Source organism: Streptosporangium jomthongense, from assembly GCF_042650425.1.
GTDB lineage: Bacteria > Actinomycetota > Actinomycetes > Streptosporangiales > Streptosporangiaceae > Streptosporangium.
In genome coordinates this window covers 29,312-45,824 of record NZ_JBHSBC010000045.1, presented here as the reverse complement: position 1 = coordinate 45,824, position 16,513 = coordinate 29,312, and the positions used below count along the sequence as shown (strand labels likewise).

Sequence of the window (16,513 nt, the reverse complement as noted above, 5' to 3'; positions counted from 1 at the left end):
ACGGTGGTCCTCTCAGCCCGCGTCACGGCAGGCCCGGTAGAAGTCGCGCCAGTCCTGGCGTTCGCGGACGACGGTCTCCAGGTATTCGCGCCAGACCACCCGGTCGGAGACCGGGTCCTGCACCACGGCGCCGACGATCCCGGCGGCCACGTCGGCGGGGCGCAGCACACCGTCGCCGAAGTGGGCGGCCAGCGCGATGCCGTTGGTGAGGACCGAGATGGCCTCGGCGGTGCTGAGCGTGCCGCTGGGGGACTTGACCTTGGCGCGGCCGTCCTCGGTGACCCCCGAGCGCAGCTCACGGAAGACCGTGACGACGCGGCGGATCTCCTCAAGGCCGGTCAGCGCGGGCGGCAGCTCCAGTGAACGGCCGAGCTGCTCGACGCGGCGGGAGACGATGTCCACCTCCTCCTCCGCGGTCGCCGGGACCGGCAGCACGACCGTGTTGAACCTGCGGCGCAGCGCGCTGGACAGCTCGTTGACGCCCCGGTCGCGGTCGTTGGCGGTGGCGATGACGTTGAACCCCCGGGTGGCCTGCACCTCCTCGTTCAGCTCGGGGATGGGCAGGGTCTTCTCCGACAGCACGGTGATCAGCGCGTCCTGGACGTCGGAGGGCATGCGGGTCAGCTCCTCGACCCTGGCGACGCGCCCCTCGGACATGGCGCGCATCACCGGGCTCGGGGTGAGTGCCTGCCGTGACGGCCCCTCGGCGAGCAGCCTGGCGTAGTTCCAGCCGTAGCGGACGGCCTCCTCAGCCGTGCCTGCGGTGCCCTGGACGAGCAGGGTCGAGTCACCGCTGACCGCCGCCGCCAGGTGCTCCGACAGCCAGGTCTTCGCGGTGCCGGGGACGCCGAGCAGCAGCAGCGCCCGGTCGGTGGCCAGGGTCGCGACCGCCACCTCGACGATGCGCCTCGGACCGATGTACTTGGGGGTGATCCGGTCGCCGTCGCCCAGGATGTAGGTGGTCACCGCCCAGGGGGACAGTTTCCAGCCCGGAGGGCGGGGCCGGTCGTCGTCCTTGGCCAGGATCGCCAGTTCGTCGGCGTACTGGTCTTCGGCGTGGGCCCGCAGGACCGTCGTCACTGAAGCTCCTTCAACATGTCGTCACGGAAACGCAGGAGGGCGGCGACCTCCTGGATGGGGGGTTCGGGTGAGAGGCGTTCGGCCATGCCGTACAGGGCGGGGTCGATGCGCTCGCCCGCGAGCCTGCTCAGCTCGCTGAGGTTCCACGGCTGGGTGCCGGAGACCTGGAGGATCTTCTCCAGCACCGCCAGCGCGAGGTCGGGGCCCCAGGGCGCCGCGGCGCCACCGAGAACCATGATCAATTGTCCGTCGAGGCCGTGTCTGCGGACGAACCCGGCCGCCACGTCCTCCCGGTCCTTCCTGGGCAGCACGGCCAGCAGGTCGGCGAGTGGGTCCCAGGCGAACAGGACGCGGGCCCACTCGGGGTCGCCCTGGAGCACGGTCGCCCTGACCCAGCCCGCCATGACCTCGCGCCCCCAGTCGGGGATCTTCATCCGGACCAGCTCTCCGGGCGGGCGGCCGAACAGCCTGGGCCAGATCTCAAGGGGTGCCCTGGCCACGATCTGCTGGAGCCACCAGCTTCGCTCGCCGGTTCCCCTGGGGGGTTTGGCCCTGACGCCGTCACGCTCCATCGCGGCGTCGCAGGCCAGGGGCGGGGCGATGTGGAGCTCACCGTTCTCCGTGTGCAGGCAGGCGGCGGCCCGCTCGGCCATGCGCAGCGCGAGGCGGGAACCGGGCAACCGGGTGAGCAGGTCGGCCGCCTCGTGACGGACCTCCCGGCGACGGTCGTCGAGCGCGTTCTCCAGGAACGGCTCGTCGTCGAGGGACAGCCCGTCGGCCAGGATCTCAAGGAAGGCGGCGCGGTCCTGCGGGGTCTCCTTCTCCCAGGTCTCCTCAAGCAGGTGCCTGGCCCGTGCGGGGTCGGCCGCCCGCACCGCGCCGAGGTGGGCCTTACGGTCACCCGAGGTGCCCAGCTCCCACGTCTCGTGCGCGGCTCCCGGCGCGGTGACCTCTTCGAGCAGGAAGCCCCAGGCGGGGTTGAGCCCGGCCAGCCAGCGGCCCCTGGCTCCCGCGAGGACGCCCAGGTGGGGACGGATCGACCGGTCCCTGGCCGCCTGGTCGAGCAGCTCGGGCAGCAGGTGCGGGCTGAGCCGGTGACCGCGCGCGGCGGCGGCCTGCAGCCACTCGGTGAGCAGTCTCGGCCGTTCACCGCCCAGGATGCGGGCGAGCCTGTCACCGGCCGCCCGTGAGACCTCCGGCTGCCGTTCCTGCGGGGCGGCCTCAAGCGGGCGGCCCTCGCGCGGCGTCTGACCGGCGCGCGCCCTGACGGTCAGCAGCGCGGCGTGGTCGAACAGCTCGGCCTCCGGGGTGGCCGCCCCCGAGGGGAGGGGACGGCGGTCGGTGCCGACGAGCGCGGCCGAGACGAGGTCCTCCCAGCCGTGCGTGGGGTTCCACGAGGAGTTCACAGCACGATCACCCTTCCCTGGTCGTCCCAGGTCGTCAGGGGAAGCAGCCCCCGCGGGGTCCACTCCGCGGCGACGGTCAGCGGGCGCCCGCCGGAGACCGCGACGAGCCGCCACGGTGTGCCCGCCGACGGGTGCAGCGGCAGGCCACGGTTCAGACCAGCGCCCGGACCGCCTTTCGGATCACTGTCCGGGCCACCGTCCGGGCCACTGTCCGGGCCACTGTCCGGGCCGCCGAGCAGCCAGGACCCGGTCTTCCCCTGAGCCGTCATGGGGGTCACCTCCCTCAGCACGACGGGCCATGAGTCGAGCCAGGGATCTCCCGCCAGCGCGCGGGCCACCTCCTCCAGCGCCTCCCCCGGGGTGCGTCCCGCAGGAGGGAGCACGGGAACGGCGCCGTCGTGACGGGCCGCGACCAGGGCGCGCAGCGGCGCGGAGCCGGGGTAGAAGGCCAGCTCGGCGTCGAGGGAGACACCGGTGACCAGGGAGGCGTCGAGCGCCTGTCCCACGGGGGCGTGGGAGAGCACGAGGGCGGCCCGGCCCGTGTTCCTGCCGCGCAGCCAGACCCGGCGGGTGATCAACCTGTCCTGCTCGGAGTCGCGGCGCCCCAGCACGTCCCACACGTCGCGGACCGCGGGCTCGGCGAGCACCTCCTCCTTCGCGACGGGGAAGCCGATCCGGTCACGGACCGTGCGGACCAGCCCTCCGCCGTCGCCCTCCCCACCACCGTGGCCGGCGCCGTACGGCTGCGTGGCGGCCATGCGGCGGTGCGCCACCGAGAGCAGGTGCAGCAGGGAGTATTCGCCGAGGAGACGGGCGGGCCAGTCCTCCCCCGCCAGCACGTCACCGAGGCGGGAGACGGTACCCGCGACACCGGGGGCCTGGGCGTCGACGAGACGTTTGACGAGGTCGTCCCAGTGGTCGTGCCGCCGTGACCCGGCGATGCCCTGCCTGACCTGGTCGGCGAGCCAGAGTTCGAGCTCGGCCAGGCCCGCGCTCACGCGCTGCTCACGCTGCTCGGCCCTGCGGGGGTCGGGGGTGGCCTTCCCCTTACCGCCCTCGGCGGCCGAGGTGGCGGCGGTCGCGGCCTTCTCCGCCCGCGTCCGGCGCTGGTCGAGCCACTCGCCCACCCAGTCGGCGGGCTCCTCGGCGGCGGGGACGGCGTCGGCCGACCACAGCAGCAACAGGCCCAGGGCGTGCTTGCAGGGGAACTTCCTGCTGGGGCAACTGCACCGGTAGGCGGGCTCCGACAGGTCGACGCACGCGCGGTACGGCTTGGAGCCGCTGCCCGCGCACTCGCCCCACACCGCCTCGGCCGTGGCGCCCGCACCCGACCACTTGCCGGGTGAGGAGACCCCCTGGGCCGCCTTTCTCGACGGGGCGTCAGGCGCGAGCGCGAGCACCTGATCCCGGTTCCACCGTTCGATCACACGCCGAACGCTAGCCAACGTCGCCGACAAAAAGAGCGGCCTAGGATCGGTGCAATGACGACAACGCGTCCCGCGCTCGCCGAAGCCCTGGATCTGCTGCCCCACCCCGAGGGAGGCTGGTACCGGGAGACCTGGAGAACCTCCGTCGCTCTCACCCCGGCCGGCTACGACGGCCCTCGCGCCACGGCGACCGGCATCTACTTCCTGCTCGAACCGGGGCAGGAGTCCCGTCCGCACGTGGTCCGCTCGGACGAGGTGTGGCTCTGGCACAGGGGCGGCCCGCTGGCCCTGACCCTCGGCGGCCACGAGGGTCAGCCCGCCGAGACGATCGTGCTCGGCCCGCTGGTCGAGCAGGGCCAGGTTCCGCAGGCGCTGGTTCCCGCGGGAACCTGGCAGGCCGCCCGGCCCACGGGGGAGGAGGGCGTGCTGGTGAGCTGCGTGGTCTCCCCCGGCTTCGACTTCGCCGACTTCCGTATGGTCTGACGCGGGTCGAGTGGGCGTGACGGCCCCGTTCCCCGGGGGAAGAATTGCGATCACAACGATACGAGGAGGTCAACGGTGACCGATGAGATCATCTCCGTCATCGGGGGGAAGCAGACGTCAGGAACGCCCGGCGACGTCTACGAGTCGGTCAATCCCGCCCATCTGGACGAGGTGGTCGCACGGGTCGGACTCGCGGACGCGGAGACGTTCGCCGCCGCCTGCCGTACGGCCGCCGCCGCGCAGACCGAGTGGGCCGCGGTCCCCGCGCCCGTCAGGGGCAGGGTGATCGCCTCGATCGGACGGCTGGTCGAGGCGAACGCCGAGACGCTCGCCCGGCTCGTCACCCGGGAGATCGGCAAGCCGTACGCGGAGGCACTGGGCGAGGTCCGCGAGATCGTCGACACGTGCGACTTCTTCCTCGGCGAGGGAAGGCGGCTCTACGGGCAGACCGTCCCCTCGGAGATGCCCGACAAGAGCCTGTTCACCTTCCGGGTCCCGGTCGGGGTCGCCGCGGTGATCACGGCGGGCAACTTCCCGGTCGCGGTGCCCTCGTGGTACCTGGTCCCGGCGCTGCTGGCGGGCAACGCCGTCGTGTGGAAGCCCGCCGAGTACGCCGCCGCCTCGGCGCACGCGCTCCACCGGCTGTTCACGGCGGCCGGACTGCCCGACGGTGTGCTGAACCTGGTCCTCACCGACGGGGCCACCGCCTACCGGGGGCTGGAGACCGCGCTGGGCGAGAGCACCGTGCACAAGGTCGGCTTCACCGGCTCGACCGAGGTCGGCCGCAGGATCGGCGAACTGTGCGGACGGCACCTGCAGTCGCCCTGCCTCGAACTCGGCGGCAAGAACCCGATGGTGGTCATGCCCGACGCCGACCTGGACCTGGCGGTCGAGGGAGCCCTGTTCGCCGGATTCGGCACGGCCGGGCAGCGGTGCACCTCGCTCGGCACCGTGATCGTCCACGAGAGCGTCCGCGAGGAGTTCCTCACCCGTTACACGCGCGCCGTCGCCGACGCCGTGATCGGCGACCCCTCGGAGGACGTGCTGTGCGGACCGCTGCTCGACGAGAGGTTCGCCGCCCGTTTCGAGGAGTATCTCGGCTGGATCGGACCGCACCACAGCGTCGTCTCCGGGCCGGTCGGCAGGATCACCCCGGACAACCCCCGGAGGAACTTCACCGGCGAGGGCGGCCTGTACTACCACCCCGTCGTCGTGGACGGCGTGCGGCCCGACGACCGGCTGTTCCTTGAGGAGACGTTCGGCCCGATCGTGGGCGTGACCGGCTTCACCACCCTGGAGGAGGCGATCGGACTCGCCAACCGGCCCGGCTACGGGCTCTCCTCCTCCATCTACACCACCGACCCGAAGGCCGCCTTCCGGTTCCGTTCGGGCATCGGCGCGGGCATGGTCAGCGTCAACAACTCCACCTCGGGCGCCGAGGCGCACCTGCCCTTCGGCGGAAACGGCAAGTCCGGCAACGGCAGCCGCCAGTCGGGAGTGTGGGTGCTCGACCAGTTCACCCGCTGGCAGGCCCTGAACTGGGACTACTCCGGCAGGCTGCAGAAGGCCCAGATGGACGTCGCCGAAATCATCCCCGATCTGGACTTCAGGCTCTGACTTTGCCCATCCGGGAGGTTCTCCCCATCATGATCGCGGGATGTCTTCCGGTGAGACGGGCGGACGCCCCCGGCGGCCTGCGGGTCCCGGCAGGCGAGCGGCCTCCCCGCGTGGCCCCGCCACGCGGGTGACGGCGCCGGCCCGTCCCCCATGCGGCGGCGTGCCCGCCGTACCGGAACCCTCCGGTACGGCGGGGCACGACGTCACCCGCCTGGAAGGGCCGCAGCCCTGCCGGGGGCACACGAGGGGCCGCGTGCTGCGGCGCGGCCCCTGTGTCTCTTTGCGGTGCCTTCGGCACCGCGGGCTGTGTCTCTTTGCTCCGCCTGACGGCGTCGCGGGCTTGGGCGCTTCGGGTCGGCGTCTTCCCTCGTCACTCCGTCGCTTCGCTCCTGCGTTCCTCAGTCCAGACACCGACGCGCCCAAGCCGACACCCCTCACGCACGGCACCGGTAAAACCCAAACCACACCCTTCACGCTTGGGGCCGGGGAAGCACAAGGCCACACCTTCCCCGGATGGTGAGATCGGGGTCCCCGTGTCGGGCCTGCTAAGTCGCGGCCGGTCGGGTCACCGGTTGCGGGGATCAGTGGTGGATCGCCACTCGTTCCACCAGTTCGAAGCCTGTGACCAGGAGGAACGCGATCCCCAGCAGGGCGTACAGCAGTGCGGGCTGCCGGGTCAGGCCGGGGACTCGGATGCCTCCCCGCCGTCGGCCGCCCGTGCGGCCGTGCGCCGGGGCGGGGAGCGGCGCCGGGGCGGGTTCCACGGCGACAGGCTGGACGGCCACGGCGGCGGGTTCCGCCACCGGGATCGGACGGCTTCCCGGCGGGAAGGCCGCCACGCGGCTGTGCCCGCAGCCGGGACAGCTCGTTCCCGACCAGGGCGGCTGGACCGGCGTTCCCCCGCGCAGCCACACGACGACGTCGTGGCCGTGCGCGTCGGTCAGATGACGGACGACGTACTTCTCCTGCCAGACGTGCCAGCAACGCAGGCACTCCATCGGCCAGGTCTCACTTGTGCTGAACTCCTCGGTCACGAGGACCACCCCCACGGCGACACCGGTACCGGAACGCCGGTACCGGACCCGAGTGTGAGCGCGCCCCACTGTGACAGCAAGTGTCCGAATGATGCGAAATCCGTAACGACCATATATTGAGACAATCTCTCTTGGAATATGAGATAGGTGCTACGGTTCGGATAGATCGACCGAAGGAGTGATCCGCCATGACGTTCAAGAACGCCGTCTACACCCACGGGCACCACGAGTCGGTGCTGCGCTCGCATCGCTGGCGCACGGTGGAGAACTCCGCTGCCTACCTCCTGCCGCACCTGCGCCCCGGGATGTCCCTGCTGGACGTGGGATGCGGGCCGGGGACCATCACCGCGGAGCTGGCCGCCCTGGTCGCGCCGGGGACGGTCACCGCGGTCGAGGTCACCGAGGACGCGCTGGCCCTGGCCAGGGCCGAGGCCGAGCGCCGAGGGCTGTCCAACATCGAGTTCGCCGTCGCCGACGTGCACGCCCTCGACCTGCCCGACGACGCCTTCGACGTCGTCCACGCCCACCAGGTGCTGCAGCACGTGGGCGACCCCGTCCAGGCGCTGCGGGAGATGCGCCGGGTCTGCGCGCCCGGTGGGGTCGTCGCCGTCCGCGACAGCGACTACGCCGCATTCACCTGGTTCCCCAGGCCCCCGGAGCTCGACGAGTGGCTGAGCCTCTACCAGCGGGTGGCCAGGGCCAACGGCGGCGAGCCGGACGCGGGACGGCGGCTGCTCTCCTGGGCGCACCAGGCAGGGTTCTCCGACGTCACCGCCTCCGCCTCCGCCTGGTGCTTCGCGACACCCGAGGACCGCGACTGGTGGGGCGGCATGTGGGCCGAACGCATCCTGAAGTCCGACATGGCCGGCCAGGCCCTCGCCTCGGGCGTCGCGACCGAGGACGACCTGCGCCGCATCTCCCGTGGCTGGCTGGCCTGGGCCGCCGAGCGGGACGGCTGGCTGTCCATCCTCCACGGCGAGCTGATCTGCCGCCCCTGATCCCGCCCCGCCGTACGGCCCGCGTCAGGTCTGCCGGGCGCCGCAGTACCGGGACTGTTTGCCGATGATCCGGTAGACGCAGTCGCCGTACTCCAGCAGGCGGAGTACGGCCTCCCTGTTGCGGGTCGTCTGCGGGCGGATCTGCTCGTCGGGCGGGTAGAAGCCCGGCGGGGAGTCGGCCGGATACATCTCGAAGGTGTAGCTGAAGATCTTGTAGGTGCCCCACAGCCAGTCGTCGATCGCTCCGTCGACGATGTAGAGGTCGCTGGACTGCATGGCCTCGTAGCCGTTGGTCGAGGCCATGTTCGCGCCGAGGGTGGCGAGGGCGTCGTGTTCGTCCCGCGTCATGCCGGGGGCGATCTCGTCGTAGGTGAAGCCGTACGGCCACAGGACCAGTTCGCTGTAGCTGTGCCAGTCGATGTTCGCCTTGATCTGCTGCTCGCCGCCGACGACCCTGCCGCGCACCCAGTCGGCGACCGCCCTGACCTCGGGCGCGGACTCGGGTGCCGGGCCCCGGTAGGACTCGCTCGACGGTGAACGCGACGAGCCGCCGCAGCAGCCCCACCGATAGGCCCAGTTGCGGTTCAGGTCGGTCCCCACGTACGACGAGCCCGCGTTGGGCTGGCGGTTCTTACGCCAGAGCCGGTAGGAGCCGCTGGAGATGTCGTACTCGCCGCCGTCCGGGTTGAGGTCCGGCATGACCCAGATCTCCCGTGAGTTCACCAGGGAGGTGATCCTGGAGTCGGCGCCGTAGCCGTCGGTGAGCAGGTGGAGGATGTACAGCGCCATCTCCACGGTCAGGTGCTCCCTGGCGTGCTGGTGGTGGGTGAACAGCACCTCGGGTTCGTTCTCGTCCGTTCCCGCGTTGTCACTGATCTTCACCGCGATCAGGTCGCGTCCCTGGACGGAGGTGCCGTAGCTGCTTCTGCGCGCGATCGAGGGGTGGGCGGCGACGATCCGGTCGATCTCGGCGGTCATCTCGGCGTAGTTGTGGTAGCCGGAGTCCGCGGCGGGAAAGTCGAACGGCCTCGCCTCGCGGGAGGGGGGTCCCTGAATCCTCGTGACCGTGTAGCCCAGCCTTCTGATCGCCTCGACCTCGGCGTCCCCCGCGGTGATCACGACCGAGGACTCCTCGACGTGGTCGATCACCGCTCCGGTGGCCGCGACGGCGCTGCGCCGGTGCGGATCATCGGGTCCCTGGACGCGGTACCGGCCGCTCGGCGGCGGGTCTCCGGACGCGCCCGCGGTGGTGACGCCCAGACACGACAGCGCCAGGACCACGAGCACCATGATCGAACGGTGTCTCACCTGATCTCCTCTCCCGGCGCGCCTTGGAATCCACGCACCTCAACCGAGAGTCAGGCATCGACTCCGCAGAGTAAAGCACCCCGGTCAGAAGCCGATCTCGAACCAGACCGTCCGCCGCCCGCCCCGGCGGTCGTCCTTGACGCCCCACCGGTTCGCGAGCAGGTCGACGAGGAACATCCCCCGGCCGTTCTCGGCCTGCGGGTCGTTGCGCACGTGCGGCGCGGACGCGCCCGATCCGGCGTCGGACACCTCGACCAGCACGCTCTGCGCGCCGAGTTCGACGGTCATCGCGACCTGTCCGCCCGTGCCGGAGGCGGAGTGGACCACCGAGTTCGTCACCACCTCGCTGACCAGGAGGACGACGTCCTCCGACACGGGGTGTCCCTCACCGAGAAAGCCCCTGACCCGGTCCCTCGCCTCGGAGACGGCCTCCGGCACGCCCCGCAGGAACATCGTTGACCGCAGCGGCTGGATCCGTTGCACGACCGCCATGATTGGCCTCGCTCCCCGACACACACATTCCCATGCGCGTCGCGCTCTGAGATGGCACACTCACTCACGGTGAACTGTTCTATCAGGGACTTCAATAGCTCATATTGAGATTCCTCAGTTTCGTTGTCATTGGAACGGAGGTATGCACCATGGCTCCCCGGCGTAGTCCAACGGCGCGGCACCGCCGTCTGATGGCTGAACTGAGCCGTCTGCGAGAGAACAGTGGACTGACGCGGGTGGAGGTGGCTGAACGGATCGGCTCCACCGACACCACTCTCTGGAGATACGAGACGGGTTTGACCCGTCCGAAACCCTCAGACGTGTCGGTCCTCACCGATGTGTACGGCGTGACCGGGGAGGCCCGCGCCTCCCTGATCCAGATGGCCAGGGAGGCCCGCCAGCGGGGTTGGTGGCACCGGCACCGGCAGGCGCTGAAACCCGGCTTCGACTCCTACATCGGGCTTGAGGCGGAGGCGTCGGTGGTGCGCACCTACGAACCGCTCGTCGTGCCCGGCCTGATGCAGACCGAGCCGTACGCACGAGCCGTCATCGAGGCGACCGCCATGACCCAGGCTCCCTCCGAGGTCGATGAGAAGGTCTCCGTGCGCATCTCGCGGCAGCAGTTGCTGCACGGCCCCGGTGACCCGATCCAGCTCGTCGCTTTACTCGACGAGGCAGTACTCCGGCGTCAGATCGGCGGGCGCGCGGTGATGCGCGAGCAGCTTGAACACCTCGTCGGGCTCGGCAGGCTGCCGAACGTGGAGATCAGGGTCATCCCCTTCTCCTCGGGGGCGCACGCCGCGATGGACGGCAAGTTCTGCCTGCTCAGCTTCCCCGAGCCCGAAGACCCCGATCTGGTCTACCTAGAGCAGGCCACGAGCGGGCTCATGCCCGAGGACCCGGAGGAGGTGCGCCGTTACACCCTCATGTTCGGCAGCCTGTCGGCACTGGCTCTCGGCGCGGAGGCGTCGGCCACCTTCATCGCCCAGATGGCGAGGCGATGTTCCAGTCCATAGAAAGAGAGTGCGAGGACCATCGATGGATCTGTCCAGCGTCGTATGGCGCAAGAGCAGCCGCAGCACCAACGGAGGAGACTGCGTGGAGGTCGCGGTCGTCCCCGGTGACCCGGCCCTGGCGGCGCACAAGGCCGACGCCGACGCGCTCTACCTCGTCCGTGACTCCAAGGACCCCGGCGGCCCGGCGCTGGCCTTCACTCAGGGTGAGTGGGACGCCTTCGTCGGCGGCGTGAAGGACGGCGAGTTCGGCTGAGTCGCCCTCGGGGGGACCGGGCATCCGGTTCCCCCGGAAAGCACCCCGGCGGCACCCCGATCACACGGCCCCCTGCGTTTCCCACTGTGTCCTCCTCCGCAGCTCCCGCCATGCCCCGGCCATGCGTCGGCAGGGGATGGGAAAACATCTCCCCGCCATCGCCATAGCCGCGAAGGAGCGGGCGGACTCCCGGCTAACTTCTCCAGCACGTCCGTGATCCGTCGGGGAGGGACACCGGACGGGCCCGTCGGTGAAAGGCACCCGGTGCGGGACGCCGGGTGGGTTTACGGCCGGACACGTCACCGTCCCGGACCGGCACGAGAACGGCACCTGCGAGGGGGCCGGGGAACGTGTCCGTCGTGCGCACGGCCGCCGAGCTAGCGAGAGGTGACTGACCGTGAAGATCGTTGCGACCGGCGCAACCGGGGCCGCCCGTGCGAAGCCGTATGTGAGACCGCGGCGTTGTGGTGCCTCCGTGGGGAACGTGCCCCGCGGGACTATCCGCCGGGTGCCGGGCGCCGGGAGCGCCCGGTGATCTCCGCGGTGGTCTCCGGGGAGTCCCTCACCGTCATCGCGTCGGCGGGCGCGGCGGCGTTCGTCCTGGTGGCCGTGTTCACCGAGTTCACCCGGCGGTTCGCCCTGCGGCTGAAGATCGTCGATCGTCCCGGGGCGTACCGGCCGCACCGGCGCCCGACGCCCCGGCTCGGCGGACCGGCCGTCGCGGCGGGAACGTTGCTGCCCACGACGGCACTGGCCGGCGAGTGGAACCTCCAGCTCATCATGATCATGATGAGCGGTGTCCTCGTCGCCCTGCTCGGGGTGATCCACGACTGCAGGCGGCTGCGGCCCGCGTGGCGGCTGGCCGTCGAGAGCGTCGCCGCGACCCTGGTCGTGGCATCCGGGGTGCGCGTCGAGATCTTCGGCGCCTGGATCGACATGGCGGGCACGCTGCTGTGGATCGTGTTCGTCGCCAACGCGTTCGCCATGATCGACAACACCGACGGCGTGCTCGGAGGCGTCGGAGCCGTGGGCGCGGGCATCCTGGCCGTCACCGCGCTCGCCTCGGGCCAGCCCGCCTTCGCCCTGCTCCTGTTCTCGCTGGCCTGTGGTTGCGTGGGCTTCGCCGCCCACGGCTGGAGCCCCGCCCGCATTCGCATGGGCAAGGCGGGCCCGCTGTTCGTCGGCTTCACCCTGGCGGCGAGCGCGGTCGCGGTCTCCGGCCAGGCGGAGCCGGTCACGGTCGTCCCGGCGCTGCTGCTCTTCGCCTTCGTCCCGGTGCTCGACACCTGCCTGGCGGTCGCCGCCCGTCAGCGGGCCGGCCGCCCCTGGCTGCTGGCGGGCCCGGACCACCTGGCGCACCGCTGCGTCGCCGCGGGTCTCACCGCACGGCAGGTCGCCCTGGTCATGAGCGCCGCGGCCACCGCGGCGGGCCTGCTCGGCATGTACGTGATGCTCGGCCGGGTGCCGGGGGCCGTCGCGCTCCCCGGCGTCGTCTGCGCCGGTGCCGGGCTTCTGGCGTTCCTGGTGCGGATGCCGGGACGCTACCCCGTCGCCCCGCTCCGGGCCCGCCGCCTGGGAAGGGTCACGGCTTCCGCGGAGGGGAGAGGGTGAACCCGCCGGGCTGCTGCCTGCCGGAGCGCTTCCTCAGGTAGGCGGCGAACTTCCTGGAGAGCTTGCGGTCGGCGAAGTGGCGGCCGGTGAACTCGCGTTCCGCGAGGTTCTGGCCGTCGTCGCCCAGCCGGGGCGACGGCTGGGCGTGCGCGGTCGGTTCGGGGACGGGTTCCGCGCCCGCCCCGGTCGCCGTGAACATCGGCCCGGCCGCGACCAGGGCCATGCCGAGAAGGATGGGCGTCACACGTCTTGCGGTCATCTCGAACTCCCCCGCCGGTGGTGAACTTCAGGGGAGACACGGGTGGGGCCTCCCCGCAGTCCGTGGTACCGGCCGCGGCCGGGGGTGGCCCGCGCGCCCCGCGAGATGCTTGCCGAAGGATCGCGGACTGTTCTCCGGGCGTTGACGCCGGTCAGCCGGTCGCCGCCTCGATCCGGTAGAGGGGGCCGGACAGGCTCAGGGCGTACAGCTCGCCGTCGTGGTCCTCACCGAAGGAGGACAGCTGTTCGATCCTGCCCACCTCCTCACCGGCCCCGGGCCGGTCGGCGGGGGTCGTCCTGACCCAGCCCGCGCAGAAGTCGCCGTAGAGGAAGCGCCCGGACAGGGCGGGGACGCGCGTTCCCCGGTAGACGTGCCCGGCGATGACCGAGCAGTTCCCGCCCTCGTGCAGGGGATACTCGATGACCGGTTCGGCCGTTCCCGTGACCTGGCCGCCTCGGAAGTCGTGTTTGCCCTCCCTGCGGTTCCAGCCGTAGTTCACGCCGCCCTTGCCCTTCGGGGCGAAGTCGACCTCCTCCCAGGAGTCCTGGCCGACGTCCCCGATCCACATGTCGCCCGTCTTCCTGTCGAAGGAGAACCGCCAGGGGTTCCGCAGGCCGTACGCCCATATTTCGGGTTTCGCTCCCTGGGTGGCCGTGAAGGGGTTGTCCTCCGGCACCCGGTACGGCGTGCCACGTGGGTCGATCCTGAGGATCTTGCCCAGCCAGGTCCCGGTGTTCTGGCCGTTTCCCTGCGGGTCTCCCCCGCTGCCCCCGTCGCCGAGGGCGATGTAGAGGTAGCCGTCCGGCCCGAAGGCGAGCTGCCCCCCGTTGTGGTTGGCGTACGGCTGCCGCTGGAAGAGCACGTCCCTGCGGTTCGTGGCCCTGACGCCGTCGAAGGCCCACTCGGTGACGTGGGTGTGCCCCTCGGCGTCGGTCCAGTCGAGGTAGAGGTGACCGCCGTCCGGATGGAAGGCGACGCCCAGCAGGCCCTGCTCGTTTCCTCCGCTCACCTCGGCGGAGAGGTCGACCACGGGCTCCGGCGCGACCTTGCCGTCCTTCACCGCGCGCAGCCGCCCGGTCTGCTCGGCGACGTAGAGCGTCTGGTCGCCCTTGCGTACGGCCATCGCCACCGGCATGTCGAGCCGCGCCAGCTCGGTGAACCGTACGGGCGAGGCGGCGGGCGGGGCCGCGGCGGGGGTGGGGGTGGAGCAGGCCGAGACGGAGACCAACAGGGCCGCGCATAACGCGGCCGCTCCCGGCCCGGTCCCACGGGAGATCGACACATTCCTCATGTCCCAATCATGCGTCGTGGGCCCGCGAGCGTTTCCGATCACAGGAACTAGACTGCGGACATGCCTTCAGCACTGATCACGGGCGCGACGGCCGGCATCGGTGCCGCCTTCGCGCGACGGCTCGCCGCCGACGGGTTCTCCCTCGTCCTGGTCGCCCGCGACGAGGAACGGCTGAGCGCCGCCGCCGAGTCCCTGCGCCTGCGGTACGGGGTCGAGGCCGAGGTGCTCGCCGCCGACCTGGCGACCGACGAGGGGTTGGAGCGGGTCGAGGCGCGGCTGCGCCAGGGGGTCGACCTGCTGGTCAACAACGCGGGCTTCGGCCATCCCGGCTCGTTCCTCGACGTCCCGGTCCCCGACGAGCTGCGGATGCTGAAGGTGCACTGCGAGGCGGTGCTGCGGCTGACGATGGCCGCGCTGCCCGGCATGCGCAAGCGGAACCGGGGCGCGGTGATCAACGTGGCGTCGGTCGCGGCCTTCCTCAACCGCGGCACCTACAGCGCCTCCAAGGCCTGGGTCGTCAACTACAGCGAGTCGATGGCCGCCGAGCTGGTGGGGACGCGCGTGCGGGTGATGGCGCTGTGCCCGGGGTTCGTCAGGACCGAGTTCCACGAGCGCGCCTCGATGGACACCTCGGGCATCCCCGGTTTCCTGTGGCTGTCGGCCGACGACGTGGTGAACGAGTCCATGCGCGACCTGGCGCTCGGCAAGCGGGTGAGCGTGCCCGACCTGCGCTACAAGGTCATCGTCGGGGTGAGCAGGCTGGTGCCCCGCGGTCTCGCGGCCGGTGTCTCCCGGCGTCTCGGCCGGAGATGACCGGAGACAGCCGGGAGGAACGGAAACGGAGAAGGAAGGGCCCGCGCGGCAGGAGGGGGTTGCGGCGCGGGCCCTTCCGGTACTCGGATCGGTCAGACGTGCAGGTTGGCCGGGTGGCCGATCGACAGACCGGAGACCGGGTCGAAGAAGTGCAGGTTGTGGGTGTCGACGACCAGCTCGACGTTCTGGCCGGGACGGACGTGGCTGCGGGAGTTGACGCGGGCGGTCCACAGCGACTTGTCGCCGACCAGCGGCAGCGTCGTCTCCTCGTCCTCACCGGCGTCCGCGGCGGCGACGGTGTCCTGGTGCTGGACCGGCGGGGCGTCGATCAGGAACAGGACGTTGATCTCGGAGCCGAGCTCCTCGGTGACCTCGGCGCGCACCTGCAGGCGGCTCCAGTGGCCCGGAGCGCCGCTGGCGGCGGCCGCATCGTCGAAGTCGGAGGGCCGGACGCCCAGGATGACCTTCTTGCCGAGCCACTGGTCGAGACCGGGCTTGTCGGTGAAGCTCTGGTTGGGCACCGGGAGCTTGATGCCGGCGAACGAGACGAAGGCGCCGCCGTCACCGCGGACGAGCTCGGCGTTGACGAGGTTCATCGACGGTGAGCCCATGAAGCCCGCGACGAAGAGGTTGACCGGGCTGTCGAAGAGGTTCTGCGGGGTGTCGACCTGCTGGAGCAGACCGTCGCGCAGCACGCAGACCCGGTCGCCGAGGGTCATGGCCTCGACCTGGTCGTGGGTGACGTAGACGGTGGTGACGCCGAGGCGGTCGTGCAGCGTGTTGAGGGAGGCGCGCATGGAGACACGGAGCTTGGCGTCCAGGTTGGACAGCGGCTCGTCCATGAGGAAGGCCTGCGGCTCACGCACGATGGCGCGGCCCATCGCGACACGCTGACGCTGACCACCGGACAGGGCGGCGGGCTTGCGCTTGAGGTACTGCTCAAGGCCGAGCATCTTGGCGGCCTCGTTGACCCTCTTGGAGATCTCCGCCTTGGGCATCTTGCGGAGCTTGAGGCCGAAGGCGAGGTTCTCCTCGACCGTCATGTGCGGGTAGAGCGCGTAGTTCTGGAAGACCATGGCGATGTCGCGGTCCTTCGGCGGCAGGTGGTTGACCACCCGGCCCCCGATGGAGATCTCGCCGCCGCTGATGTCCTCAAGGCCGGCGATCATGCGCAGAGCGGTGGACTTGCCGCAGCCGGACGGGCCGACCAGCACCATGAACTCGCCGTCCTTGATCTCAAGGTCAAGGCCGTTCACGGCTTTGACACCGCCTGCGTAGATCTTGTCGACTTTGCTGAGAACGATGGATGCCATGGAAGTCCTTAGCGCCTCGGGCCAAACCCGCGTTCACCCGATGTGGATACGTTTTCATGCATCTCACCGGAAACGAAGATCCCTGTCAACCCCTCAGCCGGTACTACCTTGT

The 16,513-nt window shown here is 70.9% G+C and carries 16 protein-coding genes; 7 read left to right on the top strand and 9 right to left on the bottom strand.

What is annotated here, in order from left to right; translation table 11 throughout:
* Nucleotides 1–12 precede the first annotated feature (12 nt).
* The 3 genes from ACFOYY_RS34610 to ACFOYY_RS34600 are packed head-to-tail and all read right to left on the bottom strand — an operon-like array spanning nucleotide 13 to nucleotide 3,913.
* Complete coding sequence (locus tag ACFOYY_RS34610) at nucleotides 13–1,080, bottom strand: ATP-binding protein (RefSeq protein WP_352011498.1); 1,068 nt, start codon at nucleotides 1,078–1,080, stop codon at nucleotides 13–15.
* A complete protein-coding gene (locus ACFOYY_RS34605; protein ID WP_386195361.1) occupies nucleotides 1,077–2,486 on the bottom strand; it encodes a DUF5691 domain-containing protein in 1,410 nt (469 codons plus the stop codon). The genes ACFOYY_RS34610 and ACFOYY_RS34605 overlap by 4 nt, the downstream gene beginning before the upstream one ends.
* Complete coding sequence (locus ACFOYY_RS34600) at nucleotides 2,483–3,913, bottom strand: SWIM zinc finger family protein (protein ID WP_386195359.1); 1,431 nt, start codon at nucleotides 3,911–3,913, stop codon at nucleotides 2,483–2,485. The genes ACFOYY_RS34605 and ACFOYY_RS34600 overlap by 4 nt, the downstream gene beginning before the upstream one ends.
* A gap of 54 nt (nucleotides 3,914–3,967) precedes the next feature.
* Here ACFOYY_RS34600 and ACFOYY_RS34595 point away from each other — a divergent pair, with 54 nt between their 5' ends.
* Together ACFOYY_RS34595 and ACFOYY_RS34590 are read left to right on the top strand one after the other, a co-directional pair.
* The gene (locus ACFOYY_RS34595; protein WP_352011495.1) at nucleotides 3,968–4,396 is read left to right on the top strand and encodes a cupin domain-containing protein; all 429 of its coding nucleotides are present in this window, start codon (nucleotides 3,968–3,970) and stop codon (nucleotides 4,394–4,396) included.
* A gap of 75 nt (nucleotides 4,397–4,471) precedes the next feature.
* Complete coding sequence (locus tag ACFOYY_RS34590) at nucleotides 4,472–6,013, top strand: aldehyde dehydrogenase family protein (protein ID WP_386195357.1); 1,542 nt, start codon at nucleotides 4,472–4,474, stop codon at nucleotides 6,011–6,013.
* A gap of 581 nt (nucleotides 6,014–6,594) precedes the next feature.
* On the opposite strand, the gene ACFOYY_RS34585 is transcribed toward ACFOYY_RS34590, so the two are convergent.
* Complete coding sequence (locus ACFOYY_RS34585; RefSeq protein WP_386195355.1) at nucleotides 6,595–7,047, bottom strand: hypothetical protein; 453 nt, start codon at nucleotides 7,045–7,047, stop codon at nucleotides 6,595–6,597.
* Between the two features lie 188 nt (nucleotides 7,048–7,235).
* Between ACFOYY_RS34585 and ACFOYY_RS34580 the strand changes: the two genes are divergently transcribed.
* Nucleotides 7,236–8,045: a class I SAM-dependent methyltransferase gene (locus tag ACFOYY_RS34580; RefSeq protein WP_386195353.1), complete on the top strand. Its 810-nt coding sequence runs from the start codon at nucleotides 7,236–7,238 to the stop codon at nucleotides 8,043–8,045.
* A 24-nt stretch (nucleotides 8,046–8,069) separates the two neighbouring features.
* Here ACFOYY_RS34580 and ACFOYY_RS34575 read toward each other — a convergent pair whose 3' ends face one another.
* Complete coding sequence (locus tag ACFOYY_RS34575; protein WP_386195351.1) at nucleotides 8,070–9,353, bottom strand: M14 family metallopeptidase; 1,284 nt, start codon at nucleotides 9,351–9,353, stop codon at nucleotides 8,070–8,072.
* An 84-nt stretch (nucleotides 9,354–9,437) separates the two neighbouring features.
* On the bottom strand, nucleotides 9,438–9,845 hold the full coding sequence (locus ACFOYY_RS34570; protein ID WP_362775630.1) for an ATP-binding protein: 408 nt from the start codon (nucleotides 9,843–9,845) through the stop codon (nucleotides 9,438–9,440).
* A gap of 149 nt (nucleotides 9,846–9,994) precedes the next feature.
* Between ACFOYY_RS34570 and ACFOYY_RS34565 the strand changes: the two genes are divergently transcribed.
* From ACFOYY_RS34565 to ACFOYY_RS34555, 3 genes are all read left to right on the top strand, one after another.
* Nucleotides 9,995–10,861, top strand: coding sequence for a helix-turn-helix domain-containing protein (locus ACFOYY_RS34565; protein WP_386195349.1), 867 nt, complete (start codon nucleotides 9,995–9,997; stop codon nucleotides 10,859–10,861).
* 22 nt (nucleotides 10,862–10,883) lie between these two features.
* Nucleotides 10,884–11,114 carry a DUF397 domain-containing protein gene (locus tag ACFOYY_RS34560; protein ID WP_352011488.1) on the top strand — a complete coding sequence of 77 codons (231 nt, stop codon included), beginning with the start codon at nucleotides 10,884–10,886 and terminating at the stop codon, nucleotides 11,112–11,114.
* A 531-nt stretch (nucleotides 11,115–11,645) separates the two neighbouring features.
* Entirely contained in the window at nucleotides 11,646–12,725 is a 1,080-nt protein-coding gene (locus ACFOYY_RS34555) for a glycosyltransferase family 4 protein (RefSeq protein WP_352011487.1), read from the top strand.
* Here ACFOYY_RS34555 and ACFOYY_RS34550 read toward each other — a convergent pair.
* Entirely contained in the window at nucleotides 12,697–12,984 is a 288-nt protein-coding gene (locus ACFOYY_RS34550) for a hypothetical protein (RefSeq protein ID WP_352011486.1), read from the bottom strand. The genes ACFOYY_RS34555 and ACFOYY_RS34550 overlap by 29 nt on opposite strands.
* A 151-nt stretch (nucleotides 12,985–13,135) precedes the next feature.
* Nucleotides 13,136–14,212: a PQQ-dependent sugar dehydrogenase gene (locus ACFOYY_RS34545; RefSeq protein ID WP_386195346.1), complete on the bottom strand. Its 1,077-nt coding sequence runs from the start codon at nucleotides 14,210–14,212 to the stop codon at nucleotides 13,136–13,138.
* A 123-nt stretch (nucleotides 14,213–14,335) separates the two neighbouring features.
* Here ACFOYY_RS34545 and ACFOYY_RS34540 point away from each other — a divergent pair, with 123 nt between their 5' ends.
* The gene (locus tag ACFOYY_RS34540) at nucleotides 14,336–15,088 is read left to right on the top strand and encodes an SDR family NAD(P)-dependent oxidoreductase (protein WP_352011484.1); all 753 of its coding nucleotides are present in this window, start codon (nucleotides 14,336–14,338) and stop codon (nucleotides 15,086–15,088) included.
* 92 nt (nucleotides 15,089–15,180) lie between these two features.
* Here ACFOYY_RS34540 and ACFOYY_RS34535 read toward each other — a convergent pair whose 3' ends face one another.
* Nucleotides 15,181–16,401, bottom strand: coding sequence for an ABC transporter ATP-binding protein (locus ACFOYY_RS34535; protein WP_352011483.1), 1,221 nt, complete (start codon nucleotides 16,399–16,401; stop codon nucleotides 15,181–15,183).
* Nucleotides 16,402–16,513: the final 112 nt, after the last annotated feature.